The sequence below is a fragment of the Salipiger marinus genome (assembly GCF_900100085.1).
GTDB lineage: Bacteria > Pseudomonadota > Alphaproteobacteria > Rhodobacterales > Rhodobacteraceae > Salipiger > Salipiger marinus.
The window spans coordinates 1-17,553 of the sequence record NZ_FNEJ01000004.1 but is presented as its reverse complement, the minus strand read 5'-3'; the positions used below and the strand labels follow the sequence as shown (position 1 = coordinate 17,553).

Here is a 17,553-nt window from a genome sequence, read left to right as displayed (position 1 = left end):
ACGCCGGACGAGCGGACGTCGGGATGATCCAAGGAGCCGGGGGATGGCCCCCCTGTTCCAAAGGATAGGGTCCGCGCCCGCTTGTGATGCGCCACCGCCCGGGCGGGCGGGGCGCGGGATCAGTCGTCGCCGGGCACCCCGTAAGAAGGCGCCGCGCGCGGATCAAGCGCGCGCTGCACATAGGCGCCCATCTGCGGCCTGTAGGCGGCCCAGGCCTCGGTCACGGCGGCGATCGGGCAGGCGTCGGTCCAGTCGCAGCGCAGCTCGGCCAAGGGCCAGCTCAGCCGGTCCACCAGCAGCAGACCCGCCGAATGCACCGGCCCCGCCTCACCGCCCGCGTCAAGCCCGGCAACCAGTGCCGCGATCAGCCGGTCGCCCAGATGGCCGGATCTGGCCAGAAACCCGTCCAGCATCGCCTGCGGCACGCCCTCCTGCGCCAGCAGGTTGCCGCCCGCCGCCGCGTCCTGCCCCTGCGCGCTGGACCAGAGCCCAAGGGCATTTTCGCCGGAATGCACCGCCGTCGCGCCGGTGGCGTCCACGGCCAGAATCTGGCGGTACTCCATGAAGGGGCTCGCCTCGCGCACCCGCGCCACGGCTTCGGGTGCCGCGATCCCCTGTGCCAGCAGGTCCAGCACCCGGGGCCCCAGCGCGGGATCGGTGACGTTCTGCGATGCCACCACCCCCACCCCGGCGCGGGCATGGGCGCAGCGCGCCGCCACCGCCGGAGAGGAGGAGGAGATGACCATGCCGAACATGCCGGTTTCGGCGCAGCGGGCGACAAGCGAAAAAGTCATGGCCTCAGTCCGGGATCACGGCGGTGGCGTCGATCTCCACCAGCCAGTCGGGCCGCGCCAGAGCCGACACCACCAGCCCGGTGGAGACCGGATGCACGCCCCGGATATATTCGCCCATGGTGCGATAGACCGCCTCGCGGTGGCGGACATCGGTGATGTAGACCACCACCTTGACCAGATGTTCCATGCTGCCGCCCGCCTCCTCGATCAGCTGGCGGATGTTCTGCATGACCTTGTGGGTCTGTTCCACCGGATCGTGGCTGTCGATGTTGCGCGCGGTGTCCAGATCCTGCGGGCACTGGCCGCGCATCCAGACGGTGCGGCCGCCACGGGTGACCACCGCCTGACACAGGTCGTTGTCCAGCGCCTGTTCGGGATAGGTGTCGCGGGTGTTGAAGGGGCGGATGCGGGTATGGGCCAAGATGGTCTCTCCAAAGGGTGCGGGTTATTCGGCGGCCTGCGGCGCGGTCCGCGCCTGAACCTGCGCGTGATAGTCCATGTAGCTGCGGCGGGTGGCGATGTGATCGGCCACATGGCGGGCGTCGTGCCAGACGCCCCAGATGAAGCTGGACCCGCGCCGCGACTGCCATGGCAGCCCAAGGAAATAGAGGCCGCTTTCGGGGGACACGCCGCGCTGGTGGCGCGGATGTCCCTGCGCGTCCAGCGCGCCCTCGGGCAGCCAGCGGTAATCCGACCGGAAGCCGGTGGCCCAGAGGATGGTGGTGATCCCCGCCTTGGCCAGATCGAGCGCGCTTAGCGGATCGGTCAGGCAGGCCGGATCGGCGGGCATCTCCCGCGCTTCGGGGTCAGGCGGCAGGTCAAGCCCGTTGCGCGCCACATAGGCATCGGCCTCGTCCAGCACGGCAAGATAGTCGCGGTCACCTGCGGCGATGTTGGCGGCAAGATCGGGCGCGATGCGCAGCACGCCGTGGTCATAGCCCTCGGTGCGGCCCAGCAGGGTGATGCCCTCGGCGGCCAGATGCCGGAAATCCACCGTGGCGCCGCCATGGGCGCCGCTGACCGCGATAGTCACATGGTCGGTGCCCGGCGCGGGCGCCTCCAGATCCCATTTGCCCAAGACCCCCAGCCACCAGACAAAATCGCGCCCGCGATAGCGGCGCGGCGGGCGGCCATGCGGACCCACCGACAGATAGACCCGCCGCCCCGCCCGGTTCAGTTCATCCGCGATCTGGCTGCCCGAGGCGCCCGCCCCCACCACCAGCACCGCGCCTTCGGGCAGCGCCTGCGGGTTGCGATAGTCCGAGGAATGGATCTGCGTGACCGGCAGATCCTCTGGCACCAGCGGCGGGATCACCGGGATCTGGAACGCCCCGGTGGCGGCCACCACCGCCTGCGCCTCGATCACCCCGTCAGAGGTTTCGGCGCGGAAGCCCGGGCGCCCCTCCAGTCTGGTGACGCGGCTGACCTCCACCCCGCAGCGGATGGGGGCGTTGAACTGGCGGGCATAGGCGGCGAAATACTCCGCCACCTCGTCCTTGCCCACAAAGGCGTCGGGGTCATGCGGAAAGGTCATGCCGGGAAAGCGGTCATGCCAAGCCGGGCCATTGGCCACCAGCGAATCCCACCGCGCGCTGCGCCAGCGTTCGGCGATGCGGGCGCGTTCCAGCACCAGATGCGGGATCCCGGCGCGGGTCAGATGTTCGCTGGCGGCAACACCCGCCTGTCCGGCGCCCACCACCAGCACCTCGGTCGTTTCAATGGTCATGGCCCTGCCCTTTCCGCCGCTTGCTCCGGGATCAGACTAGCCTCATCCGGCCTTCAGCAAAATTACAGAAGTCTGAAGGTTGGATAAGGCAAAGCCTAAGCCATCAGAACCCCAGCGCCATGCCATCCTTGCGGCTGTCGCTGCCGCCATGCAGCAGGCCGGTTGCGGTATCGATGCGGATCGACTGACTGCCGCCGATGGGGCTGTCCATCACCTTCAGCTTGTGACCCCGTGCCGCCAGATCGGCACGCGCCGCCTCTGACACGCCCGGTTCGATCTGCAGCTCGCCCCCCGTGGCGAAGCTGCGCGGCGCGTCCATGGCCGCCTGCAGATCCATCCCCAGATCCAGCACGCCCGACAGGAAGGCGGCATGGCCCGAGGCCTGATACTGCCCGCCCATCACGCCAAAGGGCATGACCGCCGCACCATCCTTGCAGAGCATGCCGGGGATGATCGTGTGCATCGGGCGCTTGCCGGGAGCGATGGCATTGGGATGGCCGTCGATCAGCCGGAAAGACGCGCCACGCGAATGGAACAGCACGCCGGTCTTTGGGTCAAGCCGGGTGGAGCCGAAGCCGTGGAAGATGGAGTTGATGAAGGACAGCGCGTTGCCCTCGGCATCCACCACGCAAAGATAGATGGTGTCCTTGTGCTCGGGCTCGTCCCAGAGCGCGGGCGGCAGCGCGCGGGTCATGTCGATCCGCGCGGCAAGCGCATCCACCACCGCGTCGGACAGCAGCGTGTCGGTCACGCCGGGGCAGGATGCGGGATCAGCGATCAGCGCGTCGCGATGGTGATAGGCAAGCTTGGTGGCTTCGGCATGCAGGTGGATGCGGTCAGCCTCGGACATCTCCGCGCCCATGTCGAACTTGGCAAGGATGCGCAGGATCAGCAGCGCCACCAGCCCCTGCCCGTTGGGCGGGCATTCCAGCACGTCATACCCAGCGTAAGACGTAGAGATGGGATCGGTCCAGAAGGCCTGATCGCGGCCTTCGTGGAAATCCTGCGCGGTGTGCAGACCGCCCAGCGACTGCAGATGCGCCGCCATCCGCGACGCCGTCTCGCCTTCGTAAAAGGCGGCGGCGCCATGGGCCGCGATTTCGGTCAGACGGTCGGCAAGCAGCGGCTGCGCGTGGCGCTCGCCCGCGCGCGGTGCGGCGCCACCCGGCAGGAACAGGGCGGCGGCATGGGCATCGCCCCCCACAAGGGCTGCATTGGCGGCCCAGTCCTGCGCCACGCGCGGCGTCACCGGATAGCCGTCGCGGGCATAGGCGATGGCGCGGGCGAAGATCTGGTCAAGCGGCAGCGTGCCGTAATCGGCATGCAGGCGGCACCATGCGGAAATGGCCCCGGGGATGGTGACGGCATGGGGGCTGGTCTGGGGGATCTCGTCGGTCAGCCCGGCGGCACGCAGCGCCTCCAGCGTGGCGCCGGCGGGCGCACGGCCCGAGCCGTTGAGCGCCCGCACCGCGCCGCCCTTTGGCGCGTAAAGCGCAAAACAGTCGCCGCCGATGCCGGTCATCAGCGGATCCACCACGCATTGCACCGCCACGGCGGCCAGTGCTGCATCCACGGCCAAACCGCCCCGGCCCAGCATCTCGAGCCCGGCGGCAGTGGCCAGCGGATGCGAGGTGGCGATCATCGCGCGCGAGGCCAGCGTGTCGGGGCGGCGGGCGGAGAAAAAGTCGAACATTCGGGATCTATCCTGCAAATCTGGAAATAGGGGCCGTCAGGCGGCGCCAAGCGGGTGAAGACAGGCGACAGCGCGCCCTTCGCCATGGCGGCCCAGCTGCGGGTCGCGCGTCTGGCAGTCGGGCTGCACCATGGGACAGCGCCCAGAAAAGCGGCATCCGGGCGGCAGGTCAAGCGGGCTGGGGATCTCGCCCGGCAGCGGTTCGGGCAGCGGTTCGAAAAACCGCGGCGCGGCGGCGCGCAGGGCGGCGGCATAGGGATGCGCGGGGGCGGCGAGCACGGCATCGGTGGGGCCGGTTTCCACGATGCGGCCCAGATACATGATCGCGATCTCTTCGCAAAGATAGCTTGCCACGCCCAGATCATGGGTGATGAAGACCAGCGTCAGCCCCATGTCGCGCTGCAGCCCGCGCAGCAGCGTCAGCAGCTGCGCCTGTGTGGAGACGTCAAGCCCCGACACCGCCTCGTCCGCCACCAGCACCGAAGGTTCGGAGGCCAGCGCCCGGGCGATGGCCACCCGCCGCACCTGACCGCCCGACAGCCCCGCCGGATACCGCTGCGCCGCATCGGCAGGCAGGCCCACCCGCGCCAGCAGCTCCGCCACCCGGCCCGCCACCTGCCCGGCGGGCACGATGCCGAAATGCCGCAAAGGTTCAGCAATCAGCGCACCGATGGTCATGCGCGGGTCCAGCGAGCCGCGCGCGTCCTGATAGACCATCGCCACATCGCGGGCAAAGCGCGGGCCTTCGGCGCGCACCTCGCGGATCGGGCGCCCGTGATACAGCGCGCGGCCCCCCGTAGGCGCATCAAGCCCCAGCAGCACTCGCAGCAGCGTGGATTTGCCAGAGCCGCTTTCGCCCACCAGCGCCAGCGAGGCGCCCTGTTCCACGCGCAGCCGCACCCCGTCCAGCGCGCGCAGGCCGACGGTGTCGCGGCGCAGGCCCGCGCCGGGGCGGCGGATCTGGAACACCTTCTCCACCTCGATCAGTTCAAAGACCGGCGCGCGGGTCGGCGCAGGCGGCTGGCGGGGGTCGGTCATGGCGGACATGTCTTTCATCATGCGGGCCTCATTCCGGGTTCCAGCAGGCAAAGGCGTGATCCAGCGGCCCGGTGCGGGCGGGATCGGCGGCGGCCAGCGGCGGCGGCTCGGTCGCGCAATGCGGCAGGGCGCGCGGGCAGCGGGTGGCAAAGCGGCAGCCCTCGGGCATCTGGTCATGCGAGGGCACGTTGCCTTCGGGCGCCAGCAGATCCTTGCGCCCAATTTCCAGCACGCAGCCCTGCAGCTGGCGGGTATAGGGGTGGCGGTTGCGGGTCAGCACGTCATGGGCGGGCCCGGATTCCACCACCTGCCCGGCGTAAAGCACCACGATGCGGTCGCAGGCCTGACTGGCCAGCGCCAGATCATGCAGCACGAAGATGCAGCTTGCCCCCCGGTCGCGGGTCAGCGACAGGATCAGCCGCACGATCTGCGCCTGAATGGTCACGTCCAGCGCCGAGGTCGGCTCATCCGCCAGCAGAAGGTCGGGATTGCCGGCAAGGGCGATGGCCACCATGACGCGCTGCTGCATCCCGCCCGACAGCTGATGCGGAAAGGCACTGAGCCGCGCCTCGGCATCGTTGATGCCGACCTGCGTGAACAGATCCACCGCCCGGGCGCGCGCGGCGGCCCGGTCCAGCCCCATGGTGCGGCGCAGCACCGAAATCAGCTGCCGCCCCACCGTATAGGCGGGGTTGAGCGCGGCGCCCGCATCCTGAAAGATCATCGACATCCGCCGCCCGCGCAGCCGCACCATCTGCGCCTCTGGCAGGGCCAGCAGATCGCCCGCACCGCTCAGATCGGCCTGCCCCTCCACCTCGGCGCCGTCCAGAAGCCGCATCAGCGCGGTGGCGATGGTGGATTTTCCCGCGCCGCTTTCGCCGACCAGCGCCAGCGTCTCGCCGCGCGCCAGCGACAGGCTCACCCGGTCGAGGATCTTGGCCTGACCGCGATAGACGGTCAGGTCGGTGACGGCCAGCAGCGGGTCGGCGGCAATAGCATCCATTTTCATGCGCCCCTCCGGCTTTTGGGATCCACTTCCTCGCGGATGCCATCCCCCACGATGGACAGGGCGATCAGCAGCAGCGCCAGCGCAAAGCCGGGCATGGCCGACATCCACGGCGCGAAGCTGACAAAATCGCGGCCCTCGGCGATCATCAGCCCCCAGTCGGGTGTGGGCGGCGTGACCCCGATGCCCAGAAAGGACAGCGAGGAGGAGACAAGGATCGCCTCGGAAATCCGGATCGTCACCTGCACCGCCAGCGGAAAGATCACGTTGGGCAGCACGTGGCGCCAGACCACCGCCAGCGACGGGATCGACATCAGATGCGCTGCCTCGATGAAACCCTGCACGCGCACCTGCATCACGTCGGCGCGCACGGTGCGGGCGAAGGGGCCGATCATCGACAGGCCCACCGCGATCACCACCTTGTCGACCCCCTGCCCCAGAATGGCGATGAAGGCCACGGCAAGGATCAGCGAGGGCAGCGCAAGGATGCTGTCGATGAGCCGCATCAGCGCCCATTCCACCCAGCCCCCCGCCAGCCCGGCGGCAAGCCCGATCACCAGCCCGCCCGCCGCCCCGATCAGCACGGAGCAGAGGCCGATGACCAGCGCGTAGCGCGCGCCGAAGATGACGCGCGACAGGATGTCCTGCCCGTAACTGTCGGTGCCCAGCAGATGCGCGCCAGAGGGCGGCATCATCATCGCGTTGGTGTCCTGCAGCACCGGGTCATAAGGCGCGACCCATGGCGCGAAGATGGCGGCCAGCAGGTAGCCCGCCGCCACGACCAGCGCCACGGTGAAGAACGGGCGCCGCAGGAAGATGGAGCGCCGCCCGCGGCGCCTGCGCGCGGCGGGCGCAGAAAGAAGAGGAGCCTGCACGGTCATCTGCGGTCTCTCAGTCTGGGGTCAAGGATGGGATAGGACAGGTCCACCAGCAGGTTGACCCCGATGAACAGGAAGGCGGTCATCATCACCCCCGCCTGCACCACCATGTATTCGCGGCCCAGCACGGCGCTGGTCAGCATCTGGCCGATGCCGGGCAGGTTGAACACCGTCTCGGTCAGCACCGTGCCCTGCAGCAGCGTGCCCAGCTGAAGGCCCAGAATGGTGACCAGCGGCATGGCGATGTTGCGCACGCCATGCACCCAGATCACCCGCCAGCCCGGTTCGCCCCGCGCGCGGGCGGCGGCGATATAGGGCTGTTCCAGCACCTCGATCAGCGTGGCGCGGGTCAGCCGGGTGATCATGGCGATGAAATAGGTCGACAGCGTCAGCCCGGGCAGGATCATGTGATAGAGCCCGCCCCAGAAATCCTGCCATGGCGAGACATAGCCCATGACCGGGAACCAGCCCAGCTTGACCCCGAAGAACCAGATCAGCAGGATCCCCAGCAGGAAGGACGGAAACGCCGTGCCGGTCAGCGCCAGCACCGCCGAGCCCGCGTCGCAGGCCGTGTCTTTCTTCACCGCCGACAGCACCCCCAGCGGCACGCCGATCAGGATGGCGAAGGCCAGCGAGAAGGAGGCCAGCGTCAGCGTGACGGGCAGCGCCTCCATGAAGCCATAGGTGAAGATGTCGGTGCGGGCGACAAAAGAGGTGCCCCAGTCGCCCGTCACGAAATTTGTAGCCCAATCAAGGTATTGGGTGAGAAAGGGCCGGTCCAGCCCCATCTCGATTGTCAGCTGCTCGTAGGCCTCTGGCGAGTATTCCGAGCCAAGCATGATCTGGACCGGGTCGCCCGGTGCCAGCTTCAGCAAGCCGAAGGTGGCGACCGAGACGATGAACAGCACGACCAGCGTCTGCCCGATCTTTCCAAGGGCCTGCCGCAGCATCAGGCGAGGCTGACCGTGTGCAGGTTGACCAGATCCGCGGGGATATACTGGAAGCCCTGAACCTTGTTGGAAAACACCTTGTAGATGGGCATATGCGTCATGATCCCGATGGGCGCCTCGTCCATCAGCAGATCCTCGGCGGCGTGATAGAGCTTGGCCCGTTCCGCCGTGTCCAGCAGCACCTGCGCGCGCTTGCACAGATCGTCAAATTCGGTGTTGACCCAGCCGCAGAAGTTCCACGCGCCATCCGACTTGAATTCGGGATAGATCGCCTCGTCGGGATCAAGGTCCGCCACCCATTCAAAATCGTAGAGGTCGAAATCGCCCTCGTTGCGGCGTTTGACCCATGCTGCGGGTTCGATCAGTTCCAGATTGGCCTTGATGCCGACCTGCGCCAGCATGGGGGCGATGGTCTGGGCGACGCGGGTGCCGACCGGGCCACGTTCGGCCATCATGTAGGTGACCTCGACCTCGCCCTGCTCGGCGGCCTGCGCGCGGAAGGATTTGGCCTTTTCCAGATCGAACCACTGCCCACGTCCGGAGGTGGCGATGTCGGGATCAAAAAAGCCGGTCATGGGCGGCGAGATCGGGGTGAAGGCCGCCTGCGCCCGTCCGAAATAGGCCTGTTTCACCAGCGTGTCGCGGTCCAGCGCCCAAGCCGCGGCGCGGCGCAGGTTGATGTCGGTGAAGGGGCCCCTTTTGCAGTTCATGCCAAGGAAGGTGTAGTTGCCCTCGATCTCGCCATAAAGCGTGGCGCGGGGGAATTTGGCGACCTGATCCACCAGTTGCATCGGGCAGTCGGTCATGCCGTCGATCTGGCCCGACATCAGCGCGGCCAGCGCCGTGGAGGCCTCGTTCATCAGCACGAAGGTCACCCGCTCCAGCTTGGGCATGCCGGGTTCGAAATAGTCGGGGTTCGCCTCCAGTTCGATGGCGTCATTCTCGCGCCACGACACGAATTTGAACGGCCCCGTCCCCACCGGGTTGCGGCCGTAATCGGCGCCGTATTTCTGCACGGCGGCGGGGCTGACGATGGTGCCCGCGCGGCCCGTGGAGCCGTTCAGCGCCACCGGCAGGAAGGCATAGGGTTCGGAGAAATGCAGCTTGACGGTCAGCGGGTCGACCACCTCGACCTCGCTCAGCAGCTCCAGCTTCCAGGCATGCGGCGAGGCGGGCGTGCCTTCCTTGACGCGCAGCAGCGAGAATTTCACCGCTTCGGCATCGCAGGGCGTGCCGTCATGGAACATCACCCCCTCGCGCAGCTTGAACACATGGGTCTTGTCGTCTTCCAGATCCCATGTCTCGGCCAGATCGGGTTCGAATTTCACCTCCGTGCCGTCATAGGTGATCTTCAGCAGGCCGTTATGGATGTTGTTGATGACCTGAATGGCGGACAGAAATCCGGTGAAATGCGGGTCCAGCGTGTCGATCACCTTGATCGAGGCGATCTTCAGATGGCCGCTCTGCTGGGCGCGGGCAATGGCGGGAAAGCTGCCTGCGGTGCTGGCGGCAACGATGCCCGCACCCAGACCCTTCAGCACGGCCCGGCGGCCAAGCCGCGCCGACAGCCGTTCGGCCAGCAGCTTCTTGTGGTCGACTTGCGTCATGTCGTGTCTCTCCTGTTGGCATGGTCTCCTCCCTTTTCCGTGCAGCGGGCAGCGGCCCTGTCCGGTTGTTCCGGCTCTGATGGGGGCGCCCGATTGACCGGCATTTGATGTGTTTCCTCCGCTCCGATCCGTCCGCAGGGTGGAATCAGGCTGGGAGGTTATGTATACATATACAAGGTTAAAGTGTTCATTTCGGCGAAGGCGGATCGCAGGTGATTATTCGAACAGCAGAAAGCATCTTCGACACGCTGGTGGGACGCATCGTGGCGGGCGGGATGCTGCCCGGGGAGCCCTTGGCCGAACAGGCGCTGGCGGAACAGTTCGGCGTGTCCCGCACCCCGGTGCGCGAGGCGCTGCACCGTCTGGAACAGGCAAGCCTTGCCGAACGCGGCGCGCGGCGCGCCTTTGTCGTGCGCCGGATGAAGGCCGCCGATCTGGCCGATCTGTTCGAAGCGGTGGGAGAGGTGGAAAGCGTGCTGGCGGCACTGGCCGCAAGCCGCATGACCGAAATCGAGCGGCAGCAGATGCTGGCCCTGCTCGACGAGGGGAAATCCTGCGGCGAGGATGCGCTGCGCTATGGCGCGATCAACGCGCGCTTCCATGCCAGCCTGAAGACAGGCGCACGCAACGCGGCGCTGGCCACTACGCTGGACGAGATGAACCTGCGCACCCAGGCCTGGCGGGCCGCGAATTTTCAGGCCGACACGCGGCGGCTTTCAACCTCGCGCGCCGAACATGACGCCATCGCGCAGGCGATCCTTGCCCGCGATGCCGAAACGGCGCGCCGCCTGATGCGCAGCCACATCGCCAGTTCCTATCTGGTGGTGGTCGACATTCTGGCCCGACGCGAGCCATAACGCGCCGGACCAGAGCGGCGGACATGCAAAAAGCCGGGCCCGAAGGCCCGGCCCGTGATCCCGCAGCGTGCCGGAAGGCGGGCGCCCGGCCCGGATCAGTCGGTATATTCGGGCATCGCCTCGAGCTCTTCCTCGGTCATCGGCACCGACACGATCACCGCGCCGCCATTGGACTGGCGCAGGATCTGGATGTCCGACAGGTTCAGCTCCACCGGCTTGGCGCCGATGCCCAGAAAGCCGCCCACATCCACGATCACCGCATCGACGCTGCCATCATCGGACAGCAGGATCTCGGACACATCCCCAAGGCTCTCGTCGCCCGGCCCATAGACCGTGGCGCCGGTCAGCATCTCGGCGGTCAGATCCTCCATGGGAGCCTCGGCATAGCCCTCGGGCATGGCGCGCATGTCCCGCGCGGTGGCGCCGGTGCCGGGGGTGACGCCGGTCTGCGGATTATACTGCGACGTGCCTTCGGTATTGTCCGTGGCCATCTGGTCCTCGCCGGACGCGGGCATGTCCTGCGTGGGCGTTGTGGTCTCGACCGGGCGCTCGGTGTCGGACGTGGTCGGCTCGTTGCCCACCTGCTCGGCCTCGTTCTCCTGCAGGTTGGCAGCGTTGCCGCTGTCGCCCCCGGTCGTGGTCGCAGGCATGCCCGACGTGCCGGTGGCCGCGCCGGTCTGGTCGCCCTGATCATAGGCGGGGGCGTCCTGCATCGAGGCGTTGTCGGCAGTCACAACAACGAAGAAATCGCCCGGATCCTCGGTGGACTCGTCAGAGGCGAAGCTCAGCGCGTCCATGCTCATGGCGACCCGATGTTCGCCCATGCCCAGAAAGCCGCCCATGTCGATCAGCACCGCTTCGACCTGGCCATCGCGGGAGATGATCACATCGTGGATCTCGCCCACGTCTTCCCACGAATCCTGCATGCCGTCGATGCCGGTGTCCTGCACCGCCTCGTCGCTGCGATAGACGTTCATGCCGTTCAGGTCAGAGGCCATCAGGCTGGTCTCCGAAGGCCCGCTCATGAACATCTGGCCCCCCTGCGTCTGGGTGTCCTGTGCGAAGGCGGGCAGCGCCGCGGTGGCCAGAACGGCTGTGGTGCTCAGCAGAAATTTCATGGTGATCTTCTCCTCGCGTTTGATCGCGCCGCTGTCGTGGCGCACTGACCCTCCAAACAGCGAAGACGGAGATGTGTTCCTGAAACCGGACGGAATTCCGCAGGCTCACCAGACCGGCGGCGTGGTCACCCAAAGCACCCGCGTCTCGTCGGCGCCCGCATTGCGGAATCGGTGCGGGCGGCGGCTTTCGAAATGGAAGGCATCGCCCTCGGCCAGCAGGTGCCGGATGTCATCCACCCAAAGCTCCAGCCGCCCGGCCAGCACCAGCCCGCATTCCTCGCCCTCATGGGTATAGGGGTCGTCGCCGGACCCGCCGCCGGGCGACAGCACCAGTTCCATGACCTGCAGCGCGCCCTCGTCATGGGCGCTGACAAAGGATTTCACCATGCCGCGATCGCCAAAATCCACGGTGCGGCGGTGGCCCGCGCGCACGATCATGCCCGCCTCGCGGCTGGTCGCGTCATCGCTGGAAAACAGCGACAGGAACGGAATGCCGATCACGTCGCAGATGGCGCGCAGGTTGCGGATCGACGGCGAGGAGATGCCGCGTTCGATCTGGCTCAGCAGCCCGGTGGAAATGCCCACGCCATCGGCCACCACCTGCAGCGACAGACCGCGCGACTTGCGGGCACGGCGCACCGCCTCTCCCAGCGACACGTCGTCCATATCCCCCGAGGGATCACTCTGCAGCCGCGCTTCGGTATCAAGTAGGGACATGGGCGTTTTCATCTGTGTGAAGGCAAGGGGCCGGGAGGCCGTGGTTCTTTCTAGCGTCACCCCGCAGAGAAATGAAGCAAAACACGCAAGGCCTACGGGAATTTCACTGGGATGAACAAAATGAAGCTTTGCGCTTGCATCGGGGCATTTCTTCAATATCGTGAAGATACCACATCACAAAGCGCGCCGCGCCCGACGGGCCGCAGAGACGCGCCAGACACAGGGAGCCTTGCATGAACCTTTTTCCGCTTGCCCTTGCCGGGGCGCTTGCCTTTGGCGCGATGACCGCCCAAGCGCAGGAGGTGACCGTGGGCGTCACCACCACCGGCGTGCCCTTCACCTTTGTGGACACCGCCAGCCAGCAGCCCACCGGGGCCATGGTGGATCTGGCCGCCGCCATCGCCGAGGACATGGGCGCCACCCCCGAATTTGCGCTGACGCAGTTTTCCGCGCTGATCCCGGCGCTGCAGACCGGCAAGATCGACCTGATCTCGGCGGGCATGTTCGCCACCGACACCCGGCGCGAGGTCGTGGATTTTTCCGATCCGGTCTACAGCTATGGTGATGCTCTGTTCGTGGCCTCCGAAGATGCGGGCGAATATCAGATCGACGATCTGGCGGGTGAGGTCGTGGGCGCGCAGATCGGCACCACCTTTGCCGACCAGCTGCAGGCCAAGGGCATCTTCAGCGAGGTGAAGCTTTACGACAGCCTTGTGGACATCATGCGCGACGTGAAGCTGGGGCGGATCAAGGCGGGTTTTGGCGACAAGCCGATCATCGCCTATCAGGTCGCGCAAAATCCGGCCCTTGGCGTGCGGCTGGTGGAGGATTACGAGCCGATGAGCGTGGGCAACGTGGCCTTGGCCGTGTCGAAGGACAAGCCCGAGCTTCTGTCCGAGGTCAATGCCGCCATCGCCGCCATGAAAGACAGCGGCGAGCTGGCAGAGATTTTCGCGAAATACGGGCTCTGACCCTTTCGGGGTGTCCGGCGCGCCGTCGCGGGACACCCTGCTGCCGAACAGGAGGGCCTCATGCCGCCTCTTTCCGAGCGGATGCTCGATTACCTGCCGCTGCTGGCCACCGGGCTGTGGCGCACCGTGGCCGTTACCGTGCTGGCGCTGATCCTTGCCTCGGCGCTGGGGCTGGTCTGGGCGATGCTGCGCAGTTCGGGGCGCCGGGCGCTGGAACTGCCCGCACGCTACATCGTGGAATTCCTGCGCGGGATCCCGATCCTTGTGGTGCTCTTCTACATTTATTTCGTCATGCCGGAACTGGGGCTTGATCTGACCGCCTTTCAGGCCGGGGTGCTGGGTCTGGCGCTGATCTATTCCTGCTATATCGGCGAAACCTTCCGGGGCGGCATCGCCGCCGTGGACAAGGGCCAGATCGAGGCCGCCAAATCCATCGGCATGAAACATCGCCGGATGATGCGCCGCATCGTGCTGCCGCAGGCCTTTCGCATCGCGCTGCCGCCCTATGGCAACAACATGGTCATGCTGCTGAAGGACAGCAGTCAGGTCTCGGTGATCTCGGTCGCCGAACTGACCATGCAGGGCAAGATGCTGGCCTCCTCGACCTTTGACAACATGACGGTATTCACCATGGTGGCGCTGCTTTACCTGTGCCTGACGATCCCGCTCAACATGCTGATGCGGCGGGTGGAAAAACGCATGGGGGCGGCGCTGTGATCCGGTTCCTGAACCTGCACAAATCCTTTGGCCGCCACGAGGTGCTGACCGGCATCGATGCCGAGGTCGAAAAGGGACAGGTGGTCTGCCTGATCGGCGCCTCCGGCTCTGGCAAATCCACCATGCTGCGCTGCGTCAACGGGCTGGAGGATTACCAGAAGGGCGACATCCTTGTGGATGGCGAAAGGGTCGATGCCCATGCGCCCAGCATCCACCGCATCCGCACCCGCGTGGCCATGGTGTTCCAGCGCTTCAACCTGTTCCCGCACATGACGGCGCTGGAAAACGTCATGGAAGGACCGGTGCAGGTGCTGCGGGAGCCGCGCGAGGAGGTCCGCGCCCGCGCCGAGGAGCATCTGCGCCGCGTCGGCCTGTCGGACAAGCGCGATTTCTACCCCTCGGCGCTGTCGGGGGGCCAGCAGCAGCGGGTGGCCATCGCCCGGGCACTGGCCATGCGGCCCGAGGCGATCCTGCTCGACGAGCCCACCTCGGCGCTGGATCCGGAAATGGTGGGCGAGGTGCTGTCGGTGCTGCGCGATCTTGCTCAGGAGCATATGACCATGCTCATTGTCACCCACGAGATCCAGTTCGCCCGCGAGGTGGCCAGCAACGTGTTCTTCCTCGACAAGGGGCGCATCGCCGAACAGGGGCTGGCCGAACAGGTGCTGGTCCATCCGCAGAACCCGCGCACGCAGGATTTCCTGCGCCGCGTCCGCCACGTGATGTAAAGGGCGCACCATGCCACTGACCTCGATCTGGGCCGCCACCGCGCCCGCCCCGGCTGACCTGCCGCCGCTGCACGAAAGCCTGCGCACCGACGTGCTGGTGATCGGCGCCGGGTTTCAGGGCCTGTCCACCGCGCTGCATCTGGCCGAGGCGGGCGTGGACGTGGTGCTGCTGGAGGCGCGGCAGCCCGGTCACGGCGCCTCGGGGCGCAATGGCGGGCAGGTGATCCCGGGGCTGAAGGATGATCCCGACGCGCTGGACCAGCTTTGGGGGGCGCAGGCGACGGAGTTCGCCGGGTCCACCGCCGCGCGGCTTTTTGCGCTGGTGGACCGGCTGGGGATCGACTGCGACGCGCAGCAGGCGGGCTGGATTCAGGCGGGCATGGCGCAGGTCCATCTGCCCGGGCTGCGCGCGCGCATGACGCAATGGGCCGCGCGCGGCGCGCCGGTGGACTGGCTGGATGCCGCCGCCATGGAACGCGCCACCGGCAGCCGCAGCTTCTGCGGCGGCTGGATCGACCGCCGCGCGGGCAAGATCCATCCGCTGAAATTCGCGCGCGGTCTGGCGCAGGCCGCCCTCGCCGCCGGTGCCCGGCTTTATGGCGACACGCCCGTGGTGTCGCTGGTGCGCGACGGCGGCGTCTGGCAGGCGCGCACAGGCCGCGGTGCCACGGTCAGCGCGGATCGGGTGGTGCTGGCCAGCAATGTCTACACGCCCGCAGGGTTCGATCCCGACCTGCGCCGCGCCACCCTGCCCGCCCACAGCTTTCAGGTGGCGACGGCGCCGCTTGATCCCGATGATCTGGCCCGCATCCTGCCCCATGGCGCCGTGGTGTCAGAGGCGCGGCGCGTCGGCACCTATTTCCGCATCGGGCCGGAAAACCGCCTGATGCTGGGCGGGCGCGGCAGCTTTGCCGAACCGCAGGGCCCCGCCGCCTTTCACCGGATCGCGGCGGAACTGACCCGGCTCTTCGGGCGCAGCTTTGCCATGGATCACCACTGGTTCGGGCGGGTCGGCATGACCCCCGACCACCGGCTGCGGCTGCTGGCGCCCGCGCCCGGTCTGCTGGCCGCCACCGGCTTCAACGGGCGCGGCGTGGCGCTGGCCACGGCGCTGGGTCAGGTGATGGCGGCGCATCTGGCCCATGGCACCCCCCTGCCCCTGCCGGTGGAGGACCGTCTGCGCCCCCTGCCCTTCCACGGGCTGCATCCGGTCTATGGCAGCCTTGCCATCGAATATTACCGCCTGCGCGACCGCATGGACCGCTGACGCGGAGACGATTTCCATTGCCCGCGCGGGGCGCTAGGATCGGGGCATGAGCGATCTTTTCGACGACCACGCCCCCCCTTCCCGCAGCCCCGAACCCGAGGCGCGCGACCGTCCGCTGGCCGACCGGCTGCGGCCCGGCGATCTGTCGCAGGTCATCGGTCAGGCGCATCTGCTGGATCCCGAGGCGCCGCTGGGGCGGATGCTGGCGGCGGGGCAGCTCAGCTCGCTGATCCTGTGGGGGCCGCCGGGCGTGGGCAAGACCACCATCGCGCGGCTTCTGGCCGATGCCTCGGACCGGGCCTTCGTGCAGATCAGCGCGATCTTTTCCGGCACGCCGGAACTGCGCAAGGTGTTCGACGCCGCCAAGCAGCGCCGCCGCGCCGGTCAGGGCACGCTGCTGTTTGTCGACGAGATCCATCGCTTCAACAAGGCGCAGCAGGACGGCTTCCTGCCGCATATGGAGGATGGCACCATCGTGCTGGTGGGCGCCACCACCGAAAACCCGTCTTTCGAGCTGAACCGCGCGCTCCTGTCGCGCGCGCAGGTGCTGGTGCTGAACCGGCTCGACTCCACGGCGCTGGAAGAACTGCTGGACCGCGCCGAGGCCACTTTGGGGCGCAAGCTGCCGCTGACCGAAGAAGCGCGCCTGTCGCTGGTAGAGATGGCCGATGGCGACGGGCGGGCCATGCTGAACCTCGTGGAACAGGTCGCCTTCATGAAGGTGCGGGCGCCGCTTGCCCCCAAGGATCTGGCCTCGCGGCTGCAGCGGCGGGCCGCGCAATACGACAAATCGGGCGACGAGCATTACAACCTGATCTCGGCCCTGCACAAATCCATCCGTGGCTCCGATCCCGATGCCGCGCTTTACTGGTTCGCCCGGATGCTGGAGGGGGGCGAGGATCCGCGCTACCTTGCCCGCCGTCTGGTGCGCATGGCGGTAGAGGATATCGGCCTTGGCGATCCGCAGGCGCAAAGCCACGCGCTGCACGCATGGGAAACCTATGAACGGCTGGGCTCGCCCGAGGGGGAACTGGCGCTGGCGCAGTCGGTGATCTATCTCGCCCTCGCGCCCAAATCCAACGCGGGCTATGTCGGATATAAGCAGGCCCGCGCCATGGCGCGCAAGACCGGGTCCGAACCGCCGCCCAAGCATATCCTGAACGCCCCCACCGGCCTGATGAAGGATCAGGGCTATGGCGCGGGCTATGCCTATGACCACGACGCCGAGGATGGGTTTTCCGGGCAGGACTATTTCCCCGAAACCATGGAACGGACGCGCTTCTACGATCCGCCCGACCGGGGGTTCGAGCGCGAGATGCGCAAGCGGCTCGACTGGTTCGACCGCCTGCGCGAGAAGCGGCGCGGCTCAGACGGGGGCTAGGCCGTAGAACCGCGCGGCGTTGGTGGTGAAGATCTTGTGCAGGTCTTCGGGGCCGTAGATCTCGCCCAGCAGGCTGCGGGCCAGATCGACCACCTGCGCGTGGCT

At 67.4% G+C, this 17,553-nt stretch carries 17 protein-coding genes; 6 read left to right on the top strand and 11 right to left on the bottom strand.

The features are described from left to right. Positions 1-119 precede the first annotated feature (119 nt). From BLR51_RS05250 to BLR51_RS05210, 9 genes are all read right to left on the bottom strand, one after another. On the bottom strand, positions 120-794 hold the full coding sequence (locus BLR51_RS05250) for a DUF1028 domain-containing protein (RefSeq protein ID WP_089844711.1): 675 nt from the start codon (positions 792-794) through the stop codon (positions 120-122). A 4-nt stretch (positions 795-798) separates the two neighbouring features. Beyond that, a complete protein-coding gene (locus BLR51_RS05245; RefSeq protein WP_089844709.1) occupies positions 799-1,215 on the bottom strand; it encodes a RidA family protein in 417 nt (138 codons plus the stop codon). A 24-nt stretch (positions 1,216-1,239) separates the two neighbouring features. After that, complete coding sequence (locus BLR51_RS05240) at positions 1,240-2,520, bottom strand: flavin-containing monooxygenase (protein WP_089844707.1); 1,281 nt, start codon at positions 2,518-2,520, stop codon at positions 1,240-1,242. A 103-nt stretch (positions 2,521-2,623) separates the two neighbouring features. Next, positions 2,624-4,213, bottom strand: coding sequence for a gamma-glutamyltransferase family protein (locus BLR51_RS05235; RefSeq protein ID WP_089844705.1), 1,590 nt, complete (start codon positions 4,211-4,213; stop codon positions 2,624-2,626). 36 nt (positions 4,214-4,249) lie between these two features. Beyond that, the gene (locus BLR51_RS28425; protein WP_278184847.1) at positions 4,250-5,272 is read right to left on the bottom strand and encodes an oligopeptide/dipeptide ABC transporter ATP-binding protein; all 1,023 of its coding nucleotides are present in this window, start codon (positions 5,270-5,272) and stop codon (positions 4,250-4,252) included. A gap of 7 nt (positions 5,273-5,279) precedes the next feature. Next, complete coding sequence (locus BLR51_RS05225) at positions 5,280-6,260, bottom strand: ABC transporter ATP-binding protein (protein WP_242656643.1); 981 nt, start codon at positions 6,258-6,260, stop codon at positions 5,280-5,282. Next, positions 6,257-7,138 (bottom strand): ABC transporter permease, encoded by an 882-nt coding sequence (locus BLR51_RS05220; RefSeq protein ID WP_089844704.1) that lies wholly within the window; start codon positions 7,136-7,138, stop codon positions 6,257-6,259. Before BLR51_RS05220 ends, BLR51_RS05225 begins: the two co-directional genes overlap by 4 nt. Beyond that, the gene (locus BLR51_RS05215; protein ID WP_089844702.1) at positions 7,135-8,085 is read right to left on the bottom strand and encodes an ABC transporter permease; all 951 of its coding nucleotides are present in this window, start codon (positions 8,083-8,085) and stop codon (positions 7,135-7,137) included. Before BLR51_RS05215 ends, BLR51_RS05220 begins: the two co-directional genes overlap by 4 nt. Beyond that, positions 8,085-9,692 carry an ABC transporter substrate-binding protein gene (locus BLR51_RS05210; RefSeq protein ID WP_089844699.1) on the bottom strand — a complete coding sequence of 536 codons (1,608 nt, stop codon included), beginning with the start codon at positions 9,690-9,692 and terminating at the stop codon, positions 8,085-8,087. Before BLR51_RS05210 ends, BLR51_RS05215 begins: the two co-directional genes overlap by 1 nt. Positions 9,693-9,904: 212 nt before the next feature. On the opposite strand from BLR51_RS05210, the gene BLR51_RS05205 reads away from it, so the two are divergent. After that, a complete protein-coding gene (locus tag BLR51_RS05205) occupies positions 9,905-10,549 on the top strand; it encodes a GntR family transcriptional regulator (protein ID WP_089844697.1) in 645 nt (214 codons plus the stop codon). Between the two features lie 95 nt (positions 10,550-10,644). On the opposite strand, the gene BLR51_RS05200 is transcribed toward BLR51_RS05205, so the two are convergent. Next, complete coding sequence (locus tag BLR51_RS05200) at positions 10,645-11,667, bottom strand: PRC-barrel domain-containing protein (protein WP_131821790.1); 1,023 nt, start codon at positions 11,665-11,667, stop codon at positions 10,645-10,647. Positions 11,668-11,772: 105 nt separating this feature from the next. Further along, positions 11,773-12,384, bottom strand: a complete 612-nt coding sequence (locus BLR51_RS05195; RefSeq protein ID WP_089845155.1) for a cupin domain-containing protein — start codon at positions 12,382-12,384, stop codon at positions 11,773-11,775. 233 nt (positions 12,385-12,617) lie between these two features. Here BLR51_RS05195 and BLR51_RS05190 point away from each other — a divergent pair, with 233 nt between their 5' ends. From BLR51_RS05190 to BLR51_RS05170, 5 genes are read left to right on the top strand one after another with little or no spacing between them, the layout of a single operon-like run. Beyond that, positions 12,618-13,355 (top strand): substrate-binding periplasmic protein, encoded by a 738-nt coding sequence (locus BLR51_RS05190; protein WP_089844694.1) that lies wholly within the window; start codon positions 12,618-12,620, stop codon positions 13,353-13,355. Between the two features lie 60 nt (positions 13,356-13,415). Further along, complete coding sequence (locus BLR51_RS05185) at positions 13,416-14,072, top strand: amino acid ABC transporter permease (protein ID WP_089844692.1); 657 nt, start codon at positions 13,416-13,418, stop codon at positions 14,070-14,072. Continuing rightward, a complete protein-coding gene (locus BLR51_RS05180; protein ID WP_089844690.1) occupies positions 14,069-14,800 on the top strand; it encodes an amino acid ABC transporter ATP-binding protein in 732 nt (243 codons plus the stop codon). Before BLR51_RS05185 ends, BLR51_RS05180 begins: the two co-directional genes overlap by 4 nt. Before the next feature lie 10 nt (positions 14,801-14,810). Then, a complete protein-coding gene (locus BLR51_RS05175; RefSeq protein ID WP_089844687.1) occupies positions 14,811-16,067 on the top strand; it encodes an NAD(P)/FAD-dependent oxidoreductase in 1,257 nt (418 codons plus the stop codon). Positions 16,068-16,113: 46 nt separating this feature from the next. Further along, a complete protein-coding gene (locus tag BLR51_RS05170) occupies positions 16,114-17,448 on the top strand; it encodes a replication-associated recombination protein A (protein ID WP_089844685.1) in 1,335 nt (444 codons plus the stop codon). The last annotated feature ends 105 nt before the right edge of the window (positions 17,449-17,553 follow it).

Coding starts and splice junctions, on each gene's coding strand:
- BLR51_RS05185 (WP_089844692.1), top strand. CDS start 13,416: ATGCCGCCTCTTTCCGAGCGGATGCTCGATTACCTGCCGCTGCTGGCC.
- BLR51_RS05195 (WP_089845155.1), bottom strand. CDS start 12,384: ATGTCCCTACTTGATACCGAAGCGCGGCTGCAGAGTGATCCCTCGGGG.
- BLR51_RS05250 (WP_089844711.1), bottom strand. CDS start 794: ATGACTTTTTCGCTTGTCGCCCGCTGCGCCGAAACCGGCATGTTCGGC.
- BLR51_RS05235 (WP_089844705.1), bottom strand. CDS start 4,213: ATGTTCGACTTTTTCTCCGCCCGCCGCCCCGACACGCTGGCCTCGCGC.
- BLR51_RS05240 (WP_089844707.1), bottom strand. CDS start 2,520: ATGACCATTGAAACGACCGAGGTGCTGGTGGTGGGCGCCGGACAGGCG.
- BLR51_RS05175 (WP_089844687.1), top strand. CDS start 14,811: ATGCCACTGACCTCGATCTGGGCCGCCACCGCGCCCGCCCCGGCTGAC.
- BLR51_RS05220 (WP_089844704.1), bottom strand. CDS start 7,138: ATGACCGTGCAGGCTCCTCTTCTTTCTGCGCCCGCCGCGCGCAGGCGC.
- BLR51_RS05210 (WP_089844699.1), bottom strand. CDS start 9,692: ATGACGCAAGTCGACCACAAGAAGCTGCTGGCCGAACGGCTGTCGGCG.
- BLR51_RS05190 (WP_089844694.1), top strand. CDS start 12,618: ATGAACCTTTTTCCGCTTGCCCTTGCCGGGGCGCTTGCCTTTGGCGCG.
- BLR51_RS28425 (WP_278184847.1), bottom strand. CDS start 5,272: ATGATGAAAGACATGTCCGCCATGACCGACCCCCGCCAGCCGCCTGCG.
- BLR51_RS05215 (WP_089844702.1), bottom strand. CDS start 8,085: ATGCTGCGGCAGGCCCTTGGAAAGATCGGGCAGACGCTGGTCGTGCTG.
- BLR51_RS05170 (WP_089844685.1), top strand. CDS start 16,114: ATGAGCGATCTTTTCGACGACCACGCCCCCCCTTCCCGCAGCCCCGAA.
- BLR51_RS05225 (WP_242656643.1), bottom strand. CDS start 6,260: ATGAAAATGGATGCTATTGCCGCCGACCCGCTGCTGGCCGTCACCGAC.
- BLR51_RS05200 (WP_131821790.1), bottom strand. CDS start 11,667: ATGAAATTTCTGCTGAGCACCACAGCCGTTCTGGCCACCGCGGCGCTG.